The sequence below is a fragment of the Bradyrhizobium sp. AZCC 2176 genome, assembly GCF_036924645.1.
Taxonomy (GTDB): Bacteria; Pseudomonadota; Alphaproteobacteria; order Rhizobiales; family Xanthobacteraceae; genus Bradyrhizobium.
In genome coordinates this window covers 4,341,795-4,363,477 of record NZ_JAZHRX010000001.1, presented here as the reverse complement: position 1 = coordinate 4,363,477, position 21,683 = coordinate 4,341,795, and the positions used below count along the sequence as shown (strand labels likewise).

Annotated in this window: 9 protein-coding genes and 1 pseudogene; all 10 read right to left on the bottom strand. The window is 61.6% G+C overall.

What is annotated here, in order from left to right; translation table 11 throughout:
• Positions 1-506: 506 nt before the first annotated feature.
• Entirely contained in the window at positions 507-12,539 is a 12,033-nt protein-coding gene (locus V1288_RS20560; protein WP_334358776.1) for an Ig-like domain-containing protein, read from the bottom strand.
• Between the two features lie 546 nt (positions 12,540-13,085).
• Positions 13,086-13,445 (bottom strand): annotated as a pseudogene (locus tag V1288_RS34100) (FecR domain-containing protein); the annotation flags it as partial.
• 1,070 nt (positions 13,446-14,515) lie between these two features.
• Entirely contained in the window at positions 14,516-15,373 is an 858-nt protein-coding gene (locus V1288_RS20555) for an HpcH/HpaI aldolase/citrate lyase family protein (RefSeq protein WP_334358775.1), read from the bottom strand.
• A gap of 4 nt (positions 15,374-15,377) precedes the next feature.
• Positions 15,378-15,833 (bottom strand): MaoC family dehydratase, encoded by a 456-nt coding sequence (locus tag V1288_RS20550; RefSeq protein WP_334358774.1) that lies wholly within the window; start codon positions 15,831-15,833, stop codon positions 15,378-15,380.
• Positions 15,833-16,609 carry an enoyl-CoA hydratase/isomerase family protein gene (locus V1288_RS20545; RefSeq protein WP_334358773.1) on the bottom strand — a complete coding sequence of 259 codons (777 nt, stop codon included), beginning with the start codon at positions 16,607-16,609 and terminating at the stop codon, positions 15,833-15,835. The genes V1288_RS20550 and V1288_RS20545 overlap by 1 nt, the downstream gene beginning before the upstream one ends.
• A gap of 157 nt (positions 16,610-16,766) precedes the next feature.
• A complete protein-coding gene (locus V1288_RS20540; RefSeq protein WP_334358772.1) occupies positions 16,767-17,483 on the bottom strand; it encodes an ABC transporter ATP-binding protein in 717 nt (238 codons plus the stop codon).
• Positions 17,480-18,238, bottom strand: a complete 759-nt coding sequence (locus V1288_RS20535; RefSeq protein ID WP_334358771.1) for an ABC transporter ATP-binding protein — start codon at positions 18,236-18,238, stop codon at positions 17,480-17,482. The genes V1288_RS20540 and V1288_RS20535 overlap by 4 nt, the downstream gene beginning before the upstream one ends.
• Before the next feature lie 2 nt (positions 18,239-18,240).
• A complete protein-coding gene (locus V1288_RS20530) occupies positions 18,241-19,260 on the bottom strand; it encodes a branched-chain amino acid ABC transporter permease (RefSeq protein ID WP_334358770.1) in 1,020 nt (339 codons plus the stop codon).
• On the bottom strand, positions 19,257-20,159 hold the full coding sequence (locus V1288_RS20525) for a branched-chain amino acid ABC transporter permease (protein ID WP_334358769.1): 903 nt from the start codon (positions 20,157-20,159) through the stop codon (positions 19,257-19,259). Before V1288_RS20525 ends, V1288_RS20530 begins: the two co-directional genes overlap by 4 nt.
• 96 nt (positions 20,160-20,255) lie before the next feature.
• A complete protein-coding gene (locus V1288_RS20520; RefSeq protein ID WP_334358768.1) occupies positions 20,256-21,515 on the bottom strand; it encodes an ABC transporter substrate-binding protein in 1,260 nt (419 codons plus the stop codon).
• Between the last annotated feature and the right edge of the window lie 168 nt (positions 21,516-21,683).

Below are 21,683 nucleotides of genomic sequence, written 5' to 3'. Positions count from 1 at the left end.
CTCGTTCGTCGCGTCACGCGGCGCAATCGGTAATCGGTAACTTACAGCGCTGATTTAGGCATCAGCCAAACAATTTTCTATCCCGAATCAACCACCTCACCGGACGCCTGGACGCTCCATGACCCCAAACAGATGGAGTCAACGTCAGCGAGGCCTTTCGCCGCCTAGCTCGTCAACCACTGGCCGACGATCGGGATCTCAAGCAACCAAACTGGGCGAGTCGGCCGGCGAACGACGAGACCCGCTCCTGCATCGAGACGAACCTTCGGTCCCGCTTTGCCGCCCACATCACGGCGCGTTCACCGCGCCGGCAAGGAAAGCGAATGGTGGAGAAACGCCGCTGAGCCAGTCGAATCGACATGCAACCTGTGGACCATAACGCACGCGACCGGAGCACCCGGATGGAGCAGCGCACCTGGGTAGTGCAGCTTGAAATAGTCGTTACCTCCCGTCCGAGCTTTAGGCTTCCTCCGCTGTCACATCCGGATTAGGTCCTAATCGTGTCATTAAGCGTGCAAGACGAAATCGCTGGCATGCACGCTGGCGGCTAACACGTTCTTCAGGAGCAACGTATCATGAGCGTCAAGGGTGATCAGCGTATCGCTACCCTGCTGCTGTATTGCCCCTGGAACTGACGCTGCTGAAAAGCCGCTGAATAGGCGCACGTCAAGATTGTCAAATCCAGCTTCAAAGTCGGTTATCGTGTGCTGCACCGTCGGCCCAGAAGAAGTCGGCGCGAAATGGAACTGATCCTCTCCGGCACCACCGGTCAGCACATCCTGGCTGCTGGTCGCAAAAATAATGTCCTTGCCGGAGGTGCCCTGCAGTGTGATGTTCGGGCCCGAGCCGGCCTGGTTGAAGACAAAATTCACGGTGTCGGTTGCACCAAAGCTGTCCATTACGGTGAGCATCACCTTGTCGGTCGCAGGCGGAGTGCTTCCAGGATGATACGTCACGCCCGACGCAAGGACGTTGTTGATGTCCACCAACGAGCCGGAGCTCAACGACGGCGTTATGCTGGTTCCTGATGCTGCAGCTCCGGTTGATGCAATAAGGTCCAAGGAAGCGGCAGCATCGGAATCCGTGACCTGCACACCTAACACCGTTGTCGTCAGGTCGGGATTAAAAACAATGGTCAAGTTATCGGTGATGATAGCGGGCGTCTGCTGGTTCCAAGTGATGTTAGTACCAGTGCCGCCGTCCGAAACGATCGAGAAGCTCGCAGGCTCGTAGTTGCCAATCAGGCTAAAGGAGCCTGTCCCGTAGCTGACATAGAGAGAGCCGGAGTTAGTAATGCTGACGTTGGCCGGCGCAATGTCCGCCAGGTAGATCGTATCGCCGAAGCTGAAGCCGGTGACTGTTCCGGTGAAGTGCGAGACGTCGTCGAGAACGAGCGTACCAATCGCTGCCGACGAGAACTGAACATTCGCATCGGACGCGCCACCAAACTCCATCGTTGCGCCATAGATCACGACCGTACCGGCGCCTGTCATCGGCGTCCCGAGGGTGAGGCTGCCCGACTGCACCTCGATCGTACCTGTATTCGTGATACTCGAGAGCCCGGAAATTGCGGACACACCATTGCTGTCGATCAGGCCGGAATTCACCAGCGTGCTGGTCCCGGAGAACACGCTTAATCCATTCAAGGACCAGCCACCACTAAGCTCGTTGGTGAAGGTTACGTTGTAGCCGGTCGCGTTGCCGATCAGATGTCCGAAATTGTCTATAACGGCTGTTCCGCTTAGCGTCGTCGTCGCATTGACCGCGTAAGTCGAAGCCGTGATCAATCCGTAATTCGTTATACTGACGTTGCCACCATTGTAACCAAGCGCGGCGACACCATAGCGTCCGCCCATCACAGCCGAGTCGGACTCGACGACTATCGTGATGTCGCCATCGCCGTAGTTGACGGCGCGAATGCCGTCGGTCCCGGCCGGTGCCAGGATTGTGGCGTGGCTGTCGACGAACACGTCACCATGGACGCCATTGTTGGGCACGCTCTGATTGTTCGGGTTGTAGCCGGCCAGGATGCCAGCCGCCGGATCGCCGGCGACCGTAGCGGTCGGGATGGTGCCGGAATGAATCGTGCCGGAGGCTCTCACAGAGATTTCGGATGTCGCAGGCACGACCACAGCAGGATTTGACGGATCGGCAGAAATCGCCTTGTTCACAGCAGCAATGCCCGAGCTGCCGGACGTAATGCTAGTGCTGGCCGAGGTCGTCACGTGAACGCTGCTGGGTCCGAAGGTCTGCGCGAGGATACCGATGCCACTACCGTTCGGCGGACTGGCACCTCCCAGTGCTGTGATGGTTCCTCCGAAATTGTTGACCGTAACGTTGCCAACGCCGAAGTTGTAGGCGCGGATGCCATCGCCCGAATCCGCAATGATGTTGGCGAAGTTGTTGACAACGACTTCGCCGTTGACGTTGTAGTTTGCGAGATTGTCGGGTGACGGGTTTGTTGTTCCGCCGAGATAGCCAGCGAGAATTCCGGCCGGGCGATTGCCGAACCCGGTCAGGCCAGAGCCAGAATGGATAGCGGCAGCATTCGTCACAACCACCGAGCTATTGACGGACGCCGCAATGCTCGTAGCCTGGTTGACGGCGTTGATGCCTGCGCCCCCCAGATGCGAATCGATCGTACCTCCCGCCGTCGTAATGATCGATATGCTGCCCGCATTGGTGCTGAAGGCTAGGATGCCGTAAGCCGTGCTGGAAGCCGTACCCGCAACGATGTTCACATTGGCGTAGACGTTGACGGCGATATCACCCGTTCCCGCGCCTTCGGCGTGGGCATAGATTCCATGGGAGGCCGCCGTCACATCGGCACCGATGGCATCGTTCACCGTGATGTTGCCGTTGCCGTAGTGATAGGCCTGGATGCCGAAGCCGGCATCGGCCGTGATGTCGGCTGCGTTGTTGATGAAGACGGCACCATTGACATTCAGGTTTGCGGCCGCACTGGAGCCCCCGAGGAAGCCGGCGGCGATGCCCGACGGGAGGCTACCGCCGTTGGTGTTCAGCGAACCCGAATGGATCGTGCCGGCCGTCGTTACCGCGATTACGGCGTTGGCCGCGGCAAGTATCGCGTTCGAGTCATTGACCGAGTTGATGCCCACGCTGGCGGAATTGATAGAACTCCCCCCTGACGTGGTGACGGTTATGCTGCCCGGACCATGGTTCGCTGTGGCAATGCCATAGGGTGCGTTACCCGCTGACGCGGTCGCTGCTGCGAGCGTCTGAATCGAAACACCGCTACCGACACTAACCGTGACATTGCCGACGCCATAATTGTACGCGTTGATACCCGCCCCCCTGGCCGCGAGGATGGTCGGGTTGGGATTACCTAAGGGGTTGCCATCGCTCGCCAAATTGACGATCACGTCGCCGAACACGTTGGCGTTGAACAAGCCAGCATTACCTGGGTTGTAGCCGGCCTGGATTGCGGAAGGCGCACTGCCCGAATTGTTGAGACTGCCGCCAGATGAGATGAAGCCTTGGCTGTAGACGGAGACCGTGCTGCCGCTGCCGGAGGCGATCGCGGTGGCCTGGTTGCCGGCGTTGATGCCGGTGCCGCCCGAGGTGATCGTGGTGCCCCAACCGGCATTCACCAGCGTGCTGCCCGCGCCATAGTTGAAAGCAAAAATGCCATACTGTGTGAGACCCTGGCTGATGGGGGTCGTTCCTGCGGCGGTCGCCGTGATTGACCAACCTGGTGCCAGTGTCACCGAGGTATTTCCGGAACCATAATTGAAGGCATAAAGGCCAGCGCCGTACTGCGCGGTGATGCTGCCGCGGCTTTCAATCGTGACGTCGCCAGTGATAACGGCGTTCGGCGTCGACGTATTGTTGTTGAGGATGCCCGCGCGGATGCCACCCGTCCCGGAATTGGCAACGTTGGCGGCGGCGCCATTGGTACCGCTCGTGATATTGGATGAGTTGTAGACCAGAACATCCGCGCCACTGGGCGAGGCTTGCAACGCGAGCGCAAGGATGCCGGTGATGCCACCGCTGATCGTGCCGCCCGACGTCGTGATGCTGACGCCGCCGCTGCCATTGGCTCTACCGAAAATTCCGTACGAATTTGTACCGGTCAGCGTAACGCCGGGCCCGGCGACAATGTTGACATTGCCGTTGAAGGTGTTGGCTGTAATGGCCGTCTGGCCGCCGCTGACATTGCCATAGTCAACGACGTCGGCAGAGCCGTTGCCGCTAAGGCCGGTGTCGATGCTGATGCCGGCGTTACCGGCAGACACCGTCGCGGCGTTAACGACCGCTGCGCTGGCGCCGGACGTCGCGACGCGCACACCGGCCCCCGCGCCCGTCACCGAGATGTCCGAACTCGCATTGACCACGACCGCATAGGTATTGGTGGCGACAGTGTCGCCGGTTGAGACGAGGAAGCCGGTCCCACTGCCCGTAATGTGGTCGTTGTCGAGAATGTAGACACTATAGGAGTTGACTGGTGCGGCTGGCGGAGCGACCGACGGCGTGTTCACGTTCGAGATAATCGTCGAGCCTGCCCCTGTCGTCGGCACCAGAACGATACGGTTCGGAGAAAGAACGTTGAACGTATTTCCGGATAGCCCCGATCCGGTCACCTGGAAGGAATAACTTTGCGCGCCGGTGACGGTCAGCGTCGCTCCACTGACATTCGCGGCCGTGATGCCGGCTCCCTGCAGTGTGATGACCGAGCCGACATTGCCGTTGGTACTGGACATGAAATTGATCGGCAGATTTGAGCCGGCCGACGCAGGGTTGTCGAACGTCAAAAGCCCCTTACCGGTCAAATTGACCGTCTGCGTGGCCGCAACCGAAAGACCGAACTCGAGGGCAGAGCGATCGAGCAGATTGACCGTACCCACACCGGTGACGTTGCCAAAGATCTGCGCCGAACTGTTTTCCAGGACGAAGATGTTGCTAGTGTTCATTAGCGCGATCGCGCTGATGGCCGACAAGCTGGCAACCCCGGACATATTGATAAATCCGGCATTGTTGATGACGCTCGTACCGTTGCCAAAGAAGTTCGAGCCGTTGAGACTCCAGAGTGCCCCACTCGCATTGGTGAAGCTGCCGTTGCCGGCAAATGAGACGTTACCGGTGATCGAGCCACTGTTGGTAACTGAGCCGTTGCCGGCGAAGAATGAGATAGCGACGTTGTTTGTCGTGCGGGGGAACAGGCTCGAGGCGATGGAATGGGGGAAGCTGTTGGAGACCATTGCGGTCTGGCTGCTGTTGCCATTGCCGATCGTCACAACGGGCATGAACGGCGCACCAGGCGCACTGACCGTCCCGGAGTTGATGACAGAGATTTGGCCGTTGGCACTGGATGGATTGCTTGCGCCGTTGCCTACATTGATGCCGATACCGCCCGCGATGATGGTGCCGCGATTGTCGACTGTAATGTTGCCGCCCCCGGCGGAAAACGCGTTCACGCCGGCCTGCGCAGACGAAACAAGAGACGTCGCTTGGAGCGTAGCCGATATGTTGCCGAGGCCGTTGTTGTAGAGATTGATGCCGGGCCCGGAGACCGCAGTGATAGTCGCCGAATTGTCGAGAACAACGTTGCCGTGGACGGCTGTATTTAACACCCCGTTCGTGCTGTAGCCGGCCGAAATGCCGGACGGCGTGCCGCCGCTCGTGAAGAAATTGTAGCCCGAACTGATCGTACCCTGCTGGGTCGTGATCGTGATCTGACTGGCGGCTGTTGTGCTGCCAGCCGGGATATTGGCATTGACGCCGGTTCCCCCGGAACGGACAACAACGCCCGAACCGGTTGAGATCGAGATATTCCCGCCGCTAGGATTGCCGGCGCTTATTCCGGCGACGCCATAAAGCGAACTGGCCGTAACCGTCGCATTGTCCTCGACATTGATAGTCATGTTAGAGGGCGTTGCCGTGCCCACAACCGCTGACGTAGCCAAGATGCCGTACAGTGCGCCCGAAACCGAGGTGCCGGTCCTGTCGACAATCGTTATGTTGCCGTAGCCGACATGGAAGGCGATGATGCCATATCCTGCTCCGGTCGAGATATTGGCTGCGTTGTCAACAGATACCGCCCCATTGATGTTCGGATTCGAAGCGCCATTGCTGCCGAAGTATCCAGCCGAAATGCCCGCCGGCTGCGCGCCCCCGGTCGACAGATGCACGCCCGAATTGATCGTACCGCTAGTTGTGACCGAAACAGTCGATCCGGCCGCGGCCGCTACGCTGGTTGCGCTATTTATGGCCAGGATGCCGTGCGAGCCTGAGGTGATGCTGGAGCCGGCAGTGGTCGTGATCGAGACATTGCCAACACCGTTGGTTGAACCATTGATGCCATAGACGTCCCGGGCAACGATGGTCGCACCATTATTGGTAATCGTGACGTTGCCGCCGCCGAAATTATAGCCGCGAATGCCGTCTCCTCCAGCCGCGTTGATCGTGGCAAAGTTGTCGATAACGACGTTGCCGAACACGTTTGGGTTCACGGTGTTAGTGGTGGGGCTACCCTTGTAGCCTGCAAGGATACCAGCCGGCCGGCTGCCCAGACCGGTGAGCGCGGTGCCTGAATTGATGATTCCGTTGGCGTTGACCGAAATCGAGCTGGTGATAACGCCGGCGTTCTTGGGCAGGGAAGTTGCTTCGTTGTAAGCAATGATGCCGGCTCCGCCGGAGGTGATAACCGTGCCTGCCGCTGTCGAGATCTGGATGTTTCCAGTGCCCCTGGATTGCGCCTCAATACCGTAGAGTGTCAGGCCGCTAATTTGGGCACCGTTTCCGGTGTTTACGATGATGTTGCCGTTGCCGTTGGTTTGGGCACGGATACCGTCATAGCCGCCCGTGATGTTTCCTGCCTGGCTTACCGTAACATTGGCATTATTCGATGAATTCAGGTTTTGGGCGACGATGCCGCTGAAGGCGGCACCCGTACCAGTCACGTTGCCCGAGCCGTTGATCAGGATCGCGCCCGTGCCGGTCGCTGTCTGCTGAGCGAAAACACCTCGACCGGCAAGGCCGGTCACAGGTCCCGTGGTCGTGACGGTGATCGAACCGGCCGCATTCTGCGTCACCGCAATGCCGGTTCCGGCTCCTGTGATCGTGCCATCCGGATTGACCACTAGATTGGCCGGGCTCGCTTGCGCAGCACCCGTCGCATATAGATTAATGGCGTCGCCAACCGTCGTCGTGACGTTGCCACTACCGCCTATCGTGACAGATCCACCGCTGGCGACCGATATCGCATTAATCGTTGCGGTACTTCCTGCCGCCCCTATTTGCAGGGTACCCCCTGTGCCGGTGAACTGAGCAATGGTTGGTGAAAAACCGCTAGCCGTGACGGTCGCGCCGTTACCGGCAACAAGGATCGCCTGGGTCGCCGTGGCGCCGATATTGCCCGCCGAGTCGAGGACACGCGTGAAATACGTGACGTTGGCACTGCGCGTCGTGGTGTCGATGAAACTCCACCCTGTCAGGCCGACCCGAATAACATCCGCCCAAGTGACGCCATCGGCGCTGATTTGAACTTTTTCACCTGTCGCAAGAATGCCGTTGGTGCCCAATATGGTTATCGCGGTGCTTGTAGGCGATGAACTGCCCGAGACCGTGGTGATCGCAACCGCTGCATTAGGCGCTGCCGTGTCGATGGTGACGTGGAACGCGCTCGAGGCCACGCCCTGGTTGCCGGCCGCGTCCGTCGCCCTGGCGGTCAGCGTGTGGCTGCCCTGGCTCAGCGCCGAGGTCGTGATCGAGTAGCTGCCGCCGCTCGCCACCCCGCTCCCCAGCACCGTCGTGCCGTCGGTGTCGTAGATCGTCACCGTGCTGCCGGCCTCCGCCGCGCCCGTAATCGTCAGCGTGGTGTCGTTCGAGACGCCGTTGTCCGCAACCGTCCCCGTTACCGGAGATACGTCGTCCGTCACCGTGCCGATCACGGGCGCGGAGGGCGCTGCCGTGTCGAGCGTGACGTGGAACGCGCTCGAGGCCACGCCCTGGTTGCCGGCCGCGTCCGTCGCCCTGGCGGTCAGCGTGTGGCTGCCCTGGCTCAGCGCCGAGGTCGTGATCGAGTAGCTGCCGCCGCTCGCCACCCCGCTCCCCAGCACCGTCGTGCCGTCGGTGTCGTAGATCGTCACCGTGCTGCCGGCCTCCGCCGCGCCCGTAATCGTCAGCGTGGTGTCGTTCGAGACGCCGTTGTCCGCAACCGTCCCCGTTACCGGCGCCACGTCGTCCGTCACCGTGCCGATCACGGGCGCGGAGGGCGCTGCCGTGTCGATGGTGACGTGGAACGCGCTCGAGGCCACGCCCTGGTTGCCGGCCGCGTCCGTCGCCCTGGCGGTCAGCGTGTGGCTGCCCTGGCTCAGCGCCGAGGTCGTGATCGAGTAGCTGCCGCCGCTCGCCACCCCGCTCCCCAGCACCGTCGTGCCGTCGGTGTCGTAGATCGTCACCGTGCTGCCGGCCTCCGCCGCGCCCGTAATCGTCAGCGTGGTGTCGTTCGAGACGCCGTTGTCCGCAACCGTCCCCGTTACCGGAGATACGTCGTCCGTCACCGTGCCGATCACGGGCGCGGAGGGCGCTGCCGTGTCTTCGCCGATGACGAACGAGCCGGACGCGGTGCTCTGGTTGCCGGCCTGGTCGGTGACCCGCGCCGTGATCGTGTAGGTCGTCCCGCTACTCAGCGCCCCGGTCTGGACGTCGGCAAAGCCGTTGCTGATGTCGCTGGCCGTCAGCGTGTAGCTCGCACCGAGCTGGCCGCCCGTGCCGGCCCCGTTGTAAAGCTGGATGCTGTCGCCGGCGACCGCGTTGGTCCCGCTCAGGCTGACCTTCACCGTCAGGTCGGTGTCGTTGGTCGAACCGCCGCTGCTCAGCGTCCCCGTCACTGGAGATACGTCATCCGTCACCGATGCAATCGACGGCGCGTTCGGTGCAGTACCGGTTTCCGTGATGACGAACGAGCCGGACGCGGTGCTCTGGTTGCCGGCCTGGTCGGTGACCCGCGCCGTGATCGTGTAGGTCGTCCCGCTGCTCAGCGCCCCGGTCTGGACGTCGGCAAAGCCGTTGCTGATGTCGCTGGCCGTCAGCGTGTAGCTCGCACCGAGCTGGCCGCCCGTGCCGGTGCCGTTGTAAAGCTGGACGCTGTCGCCGGCGACCGCGTTGGTCCCGCTCAGGCTGACCTTCACCGTCAGGTCGGTGTCGTTGGTCGAACCGCCGCTGCTCAGCGTCCCCGTCACCGGAGATACGTCATCCGTCACCGATGCAATCGACGGCGCAGCCGGCGCTGGGATGTCGATCGTCATCGACAATGCAGCCGAGGCCACGCTGGTATTGCCCGCCGCATCCGTCGCCTTCGCCGTGATGCTATGGGGGCCCTGGCTCAGCGCCGAACTCGTGATCGAGTAGCTGCCCGACCCGTCCGCCGTCGCGCTGCCAATCTGGCTCGCGCCGTCAAACAGCGTCACCGTCGCGCCCGCTTCCGCCGTGCCGGTGAATGTCGGCGTCGTCACATTGGTGATGTTATCGGTATTCGACGAGCCGGAATCGGAAGCCGCCGCAAGGTCGGGCGTCGACGGCGCAGCCGGCGCCGTCGTGTCTTCGCTGATGACGAACGAGCCGGACGCGGTGCTCTGGTTGCCGGCCTGGTCGGTGACCCGCGCCGTGATCGTGTAGGTCGCCCCGCTGCTCAGCGCCCCGGTCTGGACGTCGGCAAAGCCGTTGCTGATGTCGCTGGCCGTCAGCGTATAGCTCGCACCGAGCTGGCCGCCCGTGCCGGCCCCGTTGTAAAGCTGGACGCTGTCGCCGGCGACCGCGTTGGTCCCGCTCAGGCTGACCTTCACCGTCAGGTCGGTGTCGTTGGTCGAACCGCCGCTGCTCAGCGTCCCCGTCACCGGAGATACGTCATCCGTCACCGATGCAATCGACGGCGCGTTCGGTGCAGTACCGGTTTCCGTGATGACGAACGAGCCGGACGCGGTGCTCTGGTTGCCGGCCTGGTCGGTGACCCGCGCCGTGATCGTGTAGGTCGCCCCGCTGCTCAGCGCCCCGGTCTGGACGTCGGCAAAGCCGTTGCTGATGTCGCTGGCCGTCAGCGTATAGCTCGCACCGAGCTGGCCGCCCGTGCCGGCCCCGTTGTAGAGCTGGACGCTGTCGCCGGCGACCGCGTTGGTCCCGCTCAGGCTGACCTTCACCGTCAGGTCGGTGTCGTTGGTCGAACCGCCGCTGCTCAGCGTCCCCGTCACCGGAGATACGTCATCCGTCACCGATGCAATCGACGGCGCAGCCGGCGCTGGGATGTCGATCGTCATCGACAATGCAGCCGAGGCCACGCTGGTATTGCCCGCCGCATCCGTCGCCTTCGCCGTGATGCTATGGGGGCCCTGGCTCAGCGCCGAACTCGTGATCGAGTAGCTGCCCGACCCGTCCGCCGTCGCGCTGCCAATCTGGCTCGCGCCGTCAAACAGCGTCACCGTCGCGCCCGCTTCCGCCGTGCCGGTGAATGTCGGCGTCGTCACATTGGTGATGTTATCGGTATTCGACGAGCCGGAATCGGAAGCCGCCGCAAGGTCGGGCGTCGACGGCGCAGCCGGCGCCGTCGTGTCTTCGCTGATGACGAACGAGCCGGACGCGGTGCTCTGGTTGCCGGCCTGGTCGGTGACCCGCGCCGTGATCGTGTAGGTCGTCCCGCTGCTCAGCGCCCCGGTCTGGACGTCGGCAAAGCCGTTGCTGATGTCGCTGGCCGTCAGCGTGTAGCTCGCACCGAGCTGGCCGCCCGTGCCGGCCCCGTTGTAGAGCTGGATGCTGTCGCCGGCGACCGCGTTGGTCCCGCTCAGGCTGACCTTCACCGTCAGGTCGGTGTCGTTGGTCGAACCGCCGCTGCTCAGCGTCCCCGTCACCGGAGATACGTCATCCGTCACCGATGCAATCGACGGCGCAGCCGGCGCTGGGATGTCGATCGTCATCGACAATGCAGCCGAGGCCACGCTGGTATTGCCCGCCGCATCCGTCGCCTTCGCCGTGATGCTATGGGGGCCCTGGCTCAGCGCCGAACTCGTGATCGAGTAGCTGCCCGACCCGTCCGCCGTCGCGCTGCCAATCTGGCTCGCGCCGTCAAACAGCGTCACCGTCGCGCCCGCTTCCGCCGTGCCGGTGAATGTCGGCGTCGTCACATTGGTGATGTTATCGGTATTCGACGAGCCGGAATCGGAAGCCGCCGCAAGGTCGGGCGTCGACGGCGCAGCCGGCGCCGTCGTGTCTTCGCTGATGACGAACGAGCCGGACGCGGTGCTCTGGTTGCCGGCCTGGTCGGTGACCCGCGCCGTGATCGTGTAGGTCGTCCCGCTGCTCAGCGCCCCGGTCTGGACGTCGGCAAAGCCGTTGCTGATGTCGCTGGCCGTCAGCGTGTAGCTCGCACCGAGCTGGCCGCCCGTGCCGGTGCCGTTGTAAAGCTGGATGCTGTCGCCGGCGACCGCGTTGGTCCCGCTCAGGCTGACCTTCACCGTCAGGTCGGTGTCGTTGGTCGAACCGCCGCTGCTCAGCGTCCCCGTCACCGGCGCCACGTCATCCGTCACCGATGCAATCGACGGCGCGTTCGGTGCAGTACCGGTTTCCGTGATGACGAACGAGCCGGACGCGGTGCTCTGGTTGCCGGCCTGGTCGGTGACCCGCGCCGTGATCGTGTAGGTCGTCCCGCTGCTCAGCGCCCCGGTCTGGACGTCGGCAAAGCCGTTGCTGATGTCGCTGGCCGTCAGCGTGTAGCTCGCACCGAGCTGGCCGCCCGTGCCGGCCCCGTTGTAAAGCTGGACGCTGTCGCCGGCGACCGCGTTGGTCCCGCTCAGGCTGACCTTCACCGTCAGGTCGGTGTCGTTGGTCGAACCGCCGCTGCTCAGCGTCCCCGTCACCGGAGATACGTCATCCGTCACCGATGCAATCGACGGCGCAGCCGGCGCTGCCGTGTCCAGCGTAAAGTTCTGCGCCGAGCCCATTGAGCTGTTGCCAGCCGCATCGCTGAACTGCGCCGTCACTTGCTTGGTACCGTCGGCCCCGAGGTCGCCCGAGGTAACTGTCAGGCTCACGCTGCCTGCCATCACATCGGATGCCGTGATGACGTGCGTCACCGGATGCGCCAGCGGCGAGCCACCCAGTAGTAGCTGGACAGTGTCACCGGCGACCACCGAAGGGTTCAGTACCACAGTGAAGGTCGGGGCCGTCGCTGCCGTGATGTTGTCGGTGTCGAAGCTGCCCGTATCCGATCCCGCAACAAGGCTCGGCGTGCCGCCGCTCGGTGCCGTGGTATCCAGCGTGAAGCTCAGCGAGGCCGCGCCAGTGTTGCCGAAGGCATCGGTCTGGCTTGCTACAATGGTATGCGCACCATCGGCCAGGCCGCTCGGCTTGAATGACCATGTCCCCTGAGCGTCAGCCACCACGCTAGAAGCGATTGGACTACCATCGATCGTAAAATGCACCTCGGTATTGGGAAGGCCGGTCCCGTTCAGCTCACTGTTTGAGGTGATGTAGTCGCTTGAAGACGTCCCGGTTATGACCGTCAGGCTCGCCGTCACTGTCGGAGCCAACGTGTTCTGCAGCAAGGGCAGCGGGCTGTCGGTGGCGGTACTCGTGGCAATAATTGAAGTCGTTCCGACTGCAGGACTACTTGACGAGGTAGCAACGAGGCCAGTGGAAGGGACCGTATCTTCAGACTCACTCTGGGTTGTTAGACCAGCAAGCTGAACGTAGGGTTCCGTGCTCAGCGGGGCCGACGGTGTGGACCCGACACCTGCATATTTCGTCTGCTGCGGATTTGCGTTGTTGCCGCCCGTGTTTTCGGTGTGTTGCGGAAGATTTGGATTGATCTGCTTCTGGACGTTGTAGGTATCTATCGCCGCCTGATACGCGGCAGATTCCTGGGCAATCTGGGCGGGAGTCTTGTTGTTCTGCTGAACAATGACGTCATTCGTCGTCGGAGTAAGTGACATGGACGGTCCATTGCTGGTAACCGTTCCAATCAGAGCGCCGGTGCTGCATGTAGCTCCAGTTTGTGGGTCTCGCACTCCCGTCGGCACGCACCTAAACACCTCGACAGCGTGGACCTGCCCGTCCTGCTGGTCGATGACCGAAACGTCTACTTTTCCGTCGGTCGACGATATATCCAGCTTAACCGCCGTGCCCCTGATTCCGATAACTGCAGCCGGCGTTGCTACCTTCATGTCGCCGGTTTTGGCGACTTGGCCGGCGACGAAGTTAGCGGCTCCCTCCACAAGCGTAATGAACGATGAGTTCGACGTGCTGGTTGCATCGAAGGTAAGGTCGTTCAGCATCAACCGTGCATTTGCGCTTAGGTTGAATGCAGTGCCGTCAATAAGCACCAAGCCGATCGTGGAAGAACTGCCTGTTTGCAATAGGTCGCTCTGATAGACTGCATCGCCGACTTGAACGTCGATAGTCACGCCATTGCGAACGATACTGGCGCTGCCGGTCATCTTAGCGATATGCCCGACTACCTTGCCGGCGGGGTTGCCTCCTGCCTGCGCGTACTGAGTATGACCGGTCAGGGCATCGACAATGGTAGAGTCTAGCGGCGCTCCATCAGGAGAGACCAACGACAAGCGTTTGTCGCCCTGAAAGTAATTCGGCACGACGAGATGGTGCATCTGATCGGAAATAATCAGATCTCTGCCAGCCCTCTCGTAATTGCCGGAAAACAGGAGATGGGCATCGGAAACCGTGAAGGTACCGACATTTCCCTCATGTGTGGACGGACCGGTGTTCAAATAATCGATCGAACTTTGGTCGGCCCGGCTAGCCCCAAAAGTGCCGGCGTAATTCACTCGCCACCCAAAAAGTTAATAAAATGCTAAATAATGTCCATTGCCCATATCACACCTGAGGCAAACTAGGTACGCAAATGTGGCTAAGGTTAAAATGCCAGTGGCGGATTTTCAGTCCGCTGCTCGCACGTCGCCTCACCCAAATGGGGTATGAAAGGTATTTAACGGCCGTCGGCCGTTACGCGCTTACAGCTCTGAGATGTCGCACCGCTCGGTGCGTACTCAGCGCAACTAGCAGGAAGCCGTCATCGACCTTGCGCGGCATATAATCGAGCGTGATCCTGTGACGGCTTCGGTTGTCGAATTTGACTTCCGCGATCCTACCTGCGATTTCCGTAACTGCAGTTTGACGCATTACTGATTGATTTTCAGATTGGAGGTTCAATGAAGCAGAACCTTTTCATCGGCGATCGTATTCAAATAAGTGCGCTCGGCGCATCACGTTGTCCGCGACTTGCCGGCAAAACCGGCACAATCGTCGGGCTCAGTATTTATGCAAATAGCGTCAGTGTCCGGCTCGACGGCAACAAATCAAGGTCGACATTTCATCGAGACTATCTTCAGGTAATTCTCGCGGCGGCCGACCCGATTAGGTCCCCGTGCGCTCGCCGGCGTTAATTGGTTGGACGATTTCAGGCCAATGCTGGTGTTTTCCTTGAACTTGTTGCTTTGCTGCATTTGCCGCTGACCAAGCTGCAAAAACAATCTGATCAGCGAATTCGTTACCGCCCACGCAGCGCCAGAATTTTCTCCGCCGCGCGCAGATGCGGCTTGTCGATCATCTTGCCGTCGATCTTCACGACGCCGGACATCGGATTGTCGTTGAACGCCTTGACCACCTTCTCCGACCAGGCGATTTCTTCATCTGTCGGCATGAAGGCAGCATTGACGACGTCGACATGCTTGGGGTGGATCACCGCCTTGGCAAGAAAACCATCCTGGCGTGCAGCGATAGACTCTTCCCTGAGCGCGTCGAGGTCGTTGATGTCGGTGGCAATGGTGTCTATGGCGACCACGCCGGCCGCAGCCGCGCTGATCAGGCAGAGATCGCGCGCCAGCAGGAACGGGCCATGGAAACGACCAGCGGTTCGGTTTCGTGACGCGCCGATCGATGCGGCGAGGTCCTCGGCGCCCCACATCATGCCCCATAGCCGCGGGCTCATGTTCTCGAAATCGAGCAGCTTGAGGACGGCCCTCGCCGTCTCGGTCGCTACCGTCACGATTCTCGTCGTGCCATGCTCAATTCCGGCAGCGGCCTCGAAGGCGTCGAGGTACAGCGAGAGACGATTGACGTCAGCGGTGCCGGCACACTTCGGCAGCACAATACCATCGGGCCGGCCCGGCATGACGGCCGCGAGGTCGCCGAGTGTCATGCCGGTATCGAGCGCGTTGACGCGGATATAGGCCTTCTGGCTTGGATTCCGGGCATCGAGCATCTCACGCACCGTGCGCCGCGCACCGATCTTCTCCTCCGGCGCGATCGAATCCTCGAGATCGAGGATCAACGCATCGGCCGCGGTTTTCTTGGCGCTCTCGAATTTCCGCAGGCTATCGCCGGGAACGAACAGGAATGATCGCATCGGCTTACGCTTTCGGTTTACAGTGCATCAGGCCGGTGCGGCGACAACTTGCCACCACTTCGCCGCGCTGATTGGTCATGGTGTGCTCGAACTCGACAATGCCCTGGTTCGGCCGCGACTTGCTCTTGCGCTTGGAGATGATCTTGGTGTGGGCCCTGAGCGTATCGCCGTGAAACACGGGTTTTGGAAACTTGACGTCGGTCATGCCGAGGTTGCCGACCGTGGTGCCAAGCGTCGTGTCGTAGACGCTCATGCCGACCATGATGCCGAGCGTATAGAGGCTGTTGAACAGCCGCTGACCGAATTCGGTATTTTCGGCGAAATGCGCATCGATATGCAACGGCTGCGGGTTCATGGTCAGCAGGCTGAACAGCGTGTTGTCCATCTCGGTCACCGTCCTGGAGAATTCATGATGAAATTCCCGGCCGACCTCGAATTCCTCGAAATACAATCCCGCCATCAGCGCCCCCTGTAGTTTGGCGTGCGCTTCTCGACGAACGCATTCAAGCCTTCCTGACAGTCCTCGGTCGTTGCAACAAGGGCAAAGCTCTCGGCCGCGTTCTCGACCGAGCGGCGGAAATCGGCGTCAACCGCGCGCATGAAGGCATCGCGCCCGATTTTCATGACGATGGTAGATTTGGCGGCGAACTTGCGCGCGATCTCCCGCGCCCGGTCCAGCGCTGTGCCCTTTGGCACGACCTCGCTCAGGAGGCCCATGCGAAAGGCCGCCGCGGCATCGAAGGGTTCGCCGAGGAACAGCGGCCCGAAAGCCTGGTGCTTGCCAACCAGCCGCGGCAATTGCACGAAGTGAATGGCCGGGATCAGGCCGACGTCGATCTCGGGATAGCCGAAGGTGCAGGCGTCGCCGGCTATGACCATGTCGCAGGAGATCGCGATCGTCATGCCGCCGGCCCGCACGGCGCCATCGATGGCGGCGATGGTCGGCTTGCCCATGCGGTACTGGGTATCGTTGAGCGCAAAATACAGCCGTTCGAGGAATTTCTTGGTCTCGATTCCGGGTTTGCCGCGGACGATATCCAGATCAAGCCCGGCGCAAAACACCTTTTGTGCGCTGCCGATGACGACAGCGCGCACCGCTTCGTCATCCCTCGCCTTCGAAAGCGCCGCCAGCAGCGCATCGATCAGATCCATGCTGAGCGCATTGACCGGCGGGCGGTCCAGCATGATCTCGGCAACATTGCCCGAGACGGAATAACGAATGAGATCGGTACTCATGCCGTGCCTCCCTTGGCCTGACGCACCGCGCCGGCCTTGACCAGATCGTCGATGGCGCCACGCTCGAAACCCGCTTCCAGCCGAAGCATCGTAACTGTCCTGGCCTATATCAGGCGCGGAGCGCAAGTCATCCTCTGAGAAGGTCGCCGGCCGAAAGCTACAGCGCGAGGTAGCGCTGACGAATGCTATCGTTGGCTTTCAGCTCTTCGATCCCGGATGTGTAGACGATCTGGCCCTTGTCGATAACCGTCGCGTGGCTCGCAAGGCCAAGGCAAAAATGCATGTTCTGCTCGGCGATCAGCACCGTGGCGCCGGTGCCGCGGAGCTGCCGCAGCAATTCTCCGATCCGTTGCACGATGATCGGCGCCAGTCCTTCGCTCGGCTCGTCCAGCAGCAACAGCGCGGGATTGCCCATCAGCGTGCGTGCAATCGCCAGCATCTGCTGTTCGCCACCCGACAGCCGTCCTGCGATCCGGTGGCGCAGCGGCTCCAGCAGCGGAAACACGTCGTAAACGCGCCGGATCGACCACTCGTCCTCGCCATCAGGTCCCTTCTTGGCCCCGATGACCAGATTGTCTTCGACCGTGTGCTCCGGAAATATCTGGCGATCCTCCGGCACGAAGCCGAGACCGGCGCGCGCGATGTGGTGTGGCTTGAGCCCGGACACCACTTTGCCGCGCAAAGTGACTTTGCCGCGGCGTGCGGGAGCGAGCCCCATGATCGCCTTCATGGTGGTGGACTTGCCGGCGCCGTTGCGGCCAAGCAATGCCATGGTCTCGCCCTGCCGCACCGAAAGACCGACGCCGAACAGGATCTGGCTGGTGCCGTAATAGACGTCGAGATCCTCGACCTGCACGACCGGTTGAGCACTCATACCGCGGCCCCGGCGCGATGTTCGGTGCCGAGATAGGCCTCGATCACGGCCTCGTTGCGGCGGATCGCGTCCGGCGTCCCGGTTGCGAGAATGCGGCCGTAGCAGAGCACGACGATCTCGGGCGCGATCTTGAACACGATATCCATGTCGTGCTCGATGAACACCACCGTGATCTTCTGCTTCTCCCAGAGCTCCCTCACCTTGTCGATCATTCGCCAGCGCTCCTCGGTGCCCATGCCGGCGGTCGGCTCGTCGAGCAGCAGCACCCTGGGATCGAGCACCAGCGCGAGTGCGATATCGAGCAGCTTCTGATCGCCATGCGACAGCGTCGCCGCGGTGCGATTGCGCTTGCCGGCCAGCCCCAGCAATTCCATCGCATGCTCGGCGCGATCGCGGGTTTCAGCCAGCGGGAAACGACGGTGAATCACGCTGGCGCGGCGCTGATCGGCGCAGACGGCGGCGAGCATGGTCTCCTGCACCGTGAGCGAGGGAAAAATGCTCGCCACCTGGAACGCTCGACCGATTCCATAGCGCACGATCTCGGGCGGCGACCGCCCGGCCATGTCGACGCCATTGAGCAGGATCTGTCCGGAGTCGGGCCGCAGCGCGCCGGTGATCAGGTTGAAGAACGTGCTCTTGCCGGCGCCGTTGGGGCCGATCACGGCGGTGAGCGAACCGTCGGCGAAGTCAAGCGTGACATTGTCTGTCGCCTTGACGCCGCCGAACGATTTCGAAAGGGAACGGATCTCCAGCATGGTTACGTCCCTGAGCCGTCGCGGCGGCGCGCATACCACTCAACCGCAAAGTCCATCAGGCCCTTCCGCAGGCCGATGGCGAAGAACAGGATCACGATCCCGAGCACGATGCCGTGATAGTCGGTCCAACGGGTAACGGTATCGTTGAGGATCAGGAGCAGCACGGTGCCGACCATTGGTCCCAGGAATGTCGTCACGCCGCCGAGCATGTTGATGAAGATGCCCTCGCCTGAAATGGTCCAATAGGCGAATTCCGGATAGGCTCCGGAGACGAACAGCGCCATGATGATCCCGCCGGTCGAGGCGAATAGCGCCGCGAGCACAAAGATCGTCAACTTGGCGCGCCAGACGTCGATGCCGATGAAGCTCGCACGGGTCGCGTTGTCACGGATCATGCGCAGCGTGTAGCCGAACGGCGACTGCGCGATCTGATGCATCAGGAACAATCCGGTCACGAGCAGCGCGCAGCTAGCGACGTAGAGATGCAGATGGTTCGACAGATCGATACCCCAAAATGGCGGCCGCGGAATGCCACCGCGCAATCCCTGATCGCCGCCGGTCAGCGATACCCAGGACAGGATGGTCGAGTGGATCAGCATCTGGAACGCCAGCGTCACGAACGCGAAATAGATTTCCTTCAGTCGCACGCAGATGGCGCCAATGACGAGGGCAATGACAAACGTGATCGCCAACGTTGCGACGAAAGCCACCGGGATGGGAACACCGGTCTTCTGCATCATCAACCCGAAGCCGTAGGCACCAAGGCCAAAGAACATGCCATGGCCGAACGAAATCAGGCCGGTGTAACCGACCAGAAGGTTGAGCGAAGTCGCGAACAGCCCATAGGCCGCGCAGCGGATCACGAAGTCGAGCAGCAATTTACTGCTGAAGACCATCGGCAACAGAGCAAGCACGATAAAGACCGCAAGCGCAATCAAAGCGTCCCGATTACGACGCGGCTTTGCCTCGGTGCGCGGGACATCGAGTGCCGGCGTGCCCTGCTCGGCCTGCAGCTCGGTCATGCGACCTCCTTGCCGAACAGGCCGGTGGGCCGGGACACCAGCACGATCACCATGAACAGATACATCAGGCCTTCCGTGAACAAGGGAAAGCCGAGCGATCCGAACGAGCGGATCATGCCGATCAGGATCGCACCGATCAGCGCCCCCAGAATCGAACCCATGCCGCCGATCACGGTAACGATGAAGGATTCGATCAGGATGGAAAATCCCATGCCCGGCGTCAACGAGCGCACGGGCGCGGCGAGCGCACCAGCAAGCCCCGCCAGCATGCCGCCGAGCGCAAACACCCCGCCATAGATCACGCCGGTGTTGATGCCGAGCGCGGACACCATGCCCGGATTATGCGCGGCCGCCCGGATCACCTTGCCGATTCTCGTCCGCGCCAGACCAAGTCCGAGGATTACGGCCGCCGCCAGCGCGACGCCGATCAGCAGCAGATAATACGGCGGCACCACGCCGCCTGCGATAAAGAGCGGCGCCACCTGGAAGGCCGCCGGCATGCCCATCGACTTGAATTCCGGTCCCCAGATCATTCGTACGACGTCATCGAAGATCAGCACGAAGGCATAGCAGACGAGCAACTGCATCAGCACGTCGGCGCCGTAGACGCGGCTCATGAACACCCGCTCGAAGATCAGGCCAAGCAAAGCCGTGCCGGCCGCGCCGCACAGCATCGCCAGCGCAAAGCTGCCCGTGAGCTGATAGGCCGACATCGCGAAATAGGCGCCGAACATATAGAAGGCGCCGTGGCTGAAATTGACGACCTTGAGCACGCCAAAAATCAGCGTCAGCCCGACAGCGACGAGGAACAGCAACATGCCGATGATGAAGCCGCTGGTGGTTTGCGTCACCAGGCAGGCAGAACTGGCGAGACAGCCGGTAAGCGCGTCGAGATCCAAGGGAATCATCCATTGCAGCGCGCCAGCATGCGCGGCGCGCGAGAAACATTCGGCGGCGAACGGAAGCAGCCTACGCTGCCTCCGCCTCACAGTCGATCAGGTGTAGCCCTTGCTTTTCTTCCACTCGGCTTCGAGCTCGAAGATCGTCTTCCAGTCGCCCGCCTGAACCTGCGGCACGTAGGGTTCCTGCGGGATCGTGGTGCCCCAGCCGATGGCATAGCCGACCAGCGTCTGGTCCTCGGCGCGCATCGTGACGGTGCCGTCGGCACCGAACGGCGACTTGATCTTCAGGCCGCGCAAGGCTTCCGCAATCTTCTTGCCGTCGGCTGAATTCGCCTTCTTCGACGCTTCCGCCAGCAGCGTGATCGCCGTCGCATTCTCCCACGACCAGTTGGTGGGATACTCGTTGTATTTCGCCTTGTAGGCGTCGCCCCACGCGGCGTTCTCCGGTGTTGCCGGATAAGTCTTGATGTAGCGGTTGCCGGAATGAATGCCCTTCGGCAGGTTCTTCACGACCGTCAGCGCGGTGTAGTCGGCCATGTTGACCGCAAACACCTCCATCTGGCTGAATAGCGCATAGATGTTGGCCTGATCGATATAGGACGTGAGGTCGCCGCCCCACAGGCAGGAATACAGCGCCTGCGGCTTGGCCTGCAGTATCTTTGTCACCACCTCGGTGTAGTCGGGCTGGAAAAGTTTTGGCCAGGACTCGCTGATGATTTCGGTGTCGGGCGCGAAGCGCTTCAGATACGTCACGTATTCGCCGGTGGTGTCGCGGCCATAGGCATAATCGGGTGAACAGGTCGCCCATTTCTTCAGGCCCTTGGCTTTCGCAATCGCCGCCGCATAGCTGCCGCCGACGATCGAGTCGTGCACGCCCTGGCGCGCGGTGCGGAACGCATTGGGAATGTGCTGCTTGGGATCGGCGGTCAGCGCCGAGGTTTCCGAGTTGGTGTGAAGGCAGAGCACGCCGAGATCACGCGCTACTTCATGCACCGCGAATGCACCCGATGATGCTTCCGCGTCGATCAATATTTCGCATCCATCGGTATTGACGAGTTCGCGGGCGACGCGGGCGGCTTCCTGCGGCTGTCCCTTGGAATCGCGGATCACCATTTCGATCTGACGGCCGGCCAGACCGCCGGCAGCATTGACCTTTTCGACTTCCAGCATCACCCCGTTGCGCGAAGACGTGCCGAGCTGCGCCACGCGCCCCGAGAGAATGGTCGGCATGCCGAACTTGATGGTCTTGGCCTGCGCGCGCGCCACCCAGGGCGTCGCAAATGTTACGGCCCCGGCGCCCATCATCGCCAACGTTGCACGCCGGCTTACGCCCGGTTTGCGGGTTCTCGTCATTGCTTCCTCCCTGTGGGGTTGGCGTTCCCAAATCTCTGGCGGAGATCGTATCGCCTCCGTACTCACAAGGATTTCAGAGCAAGGGGGGTGACGTCAAGCCAAAGATGAATTACGACTCATAATTCATCCAACGAGAAAAGGACCCGGAAACCGGGCTTTTGGCGGGAT

Bases quoted from the DNA above. Each gene is read 5' to 3' on its own strand.
- V1288_RS20555 (WP_334358775.1), bottom strand. From the start codon at position 15,373: ATGCGATCATTCCTGTTCGTTCCCGGCGATAGCCTGCGGAAATTCGAG.
- V1288_RS20550 (WP_334358774.1), bottom strand. From the start codon at position 15,833: ATGGCGGGATTGTATTTCGAGGAATTCGAGGTCGGCCGGGAATTTCAT.
- V1288_RS20545 (WP_334358773.1), bottom strand. From the start codon at position 16,609: ATGAGTACCGATCTCATTCGTTATTCCGTCTCGGGCAATGTTGCCGAG.
- V1288_RS20540 (WP_334358772.1), bottom strand. From the start codon at position 17,483: ATGAGTGCTCAACCGGTCGTGCAGGTCGAGGATCTCGACGTCTATTAC.
- V1288_RS20535 (WP_334358771.1), bottom strand. From the start codon at position 18,238: ATGCTGGAGATCCGTTCCCTTTCGAAATCGTTCGGCGGCGTCAAGGCG.
- V1288_RS20530 (WP_334358770.1), bottom strand. From the start codon at position 19,260: ATGACCGAGCTGCAGGCCGAGCAGGGCACGCCGGCACTCGATGTCCCG.
- V1288_RS20520 (WP_334358768.1), bottom strand. From the start codon at position 21,515: ATGACGAGAACCCGCAAACCGGGCGTAAGCCGGCGTGCAACGTTGGCG.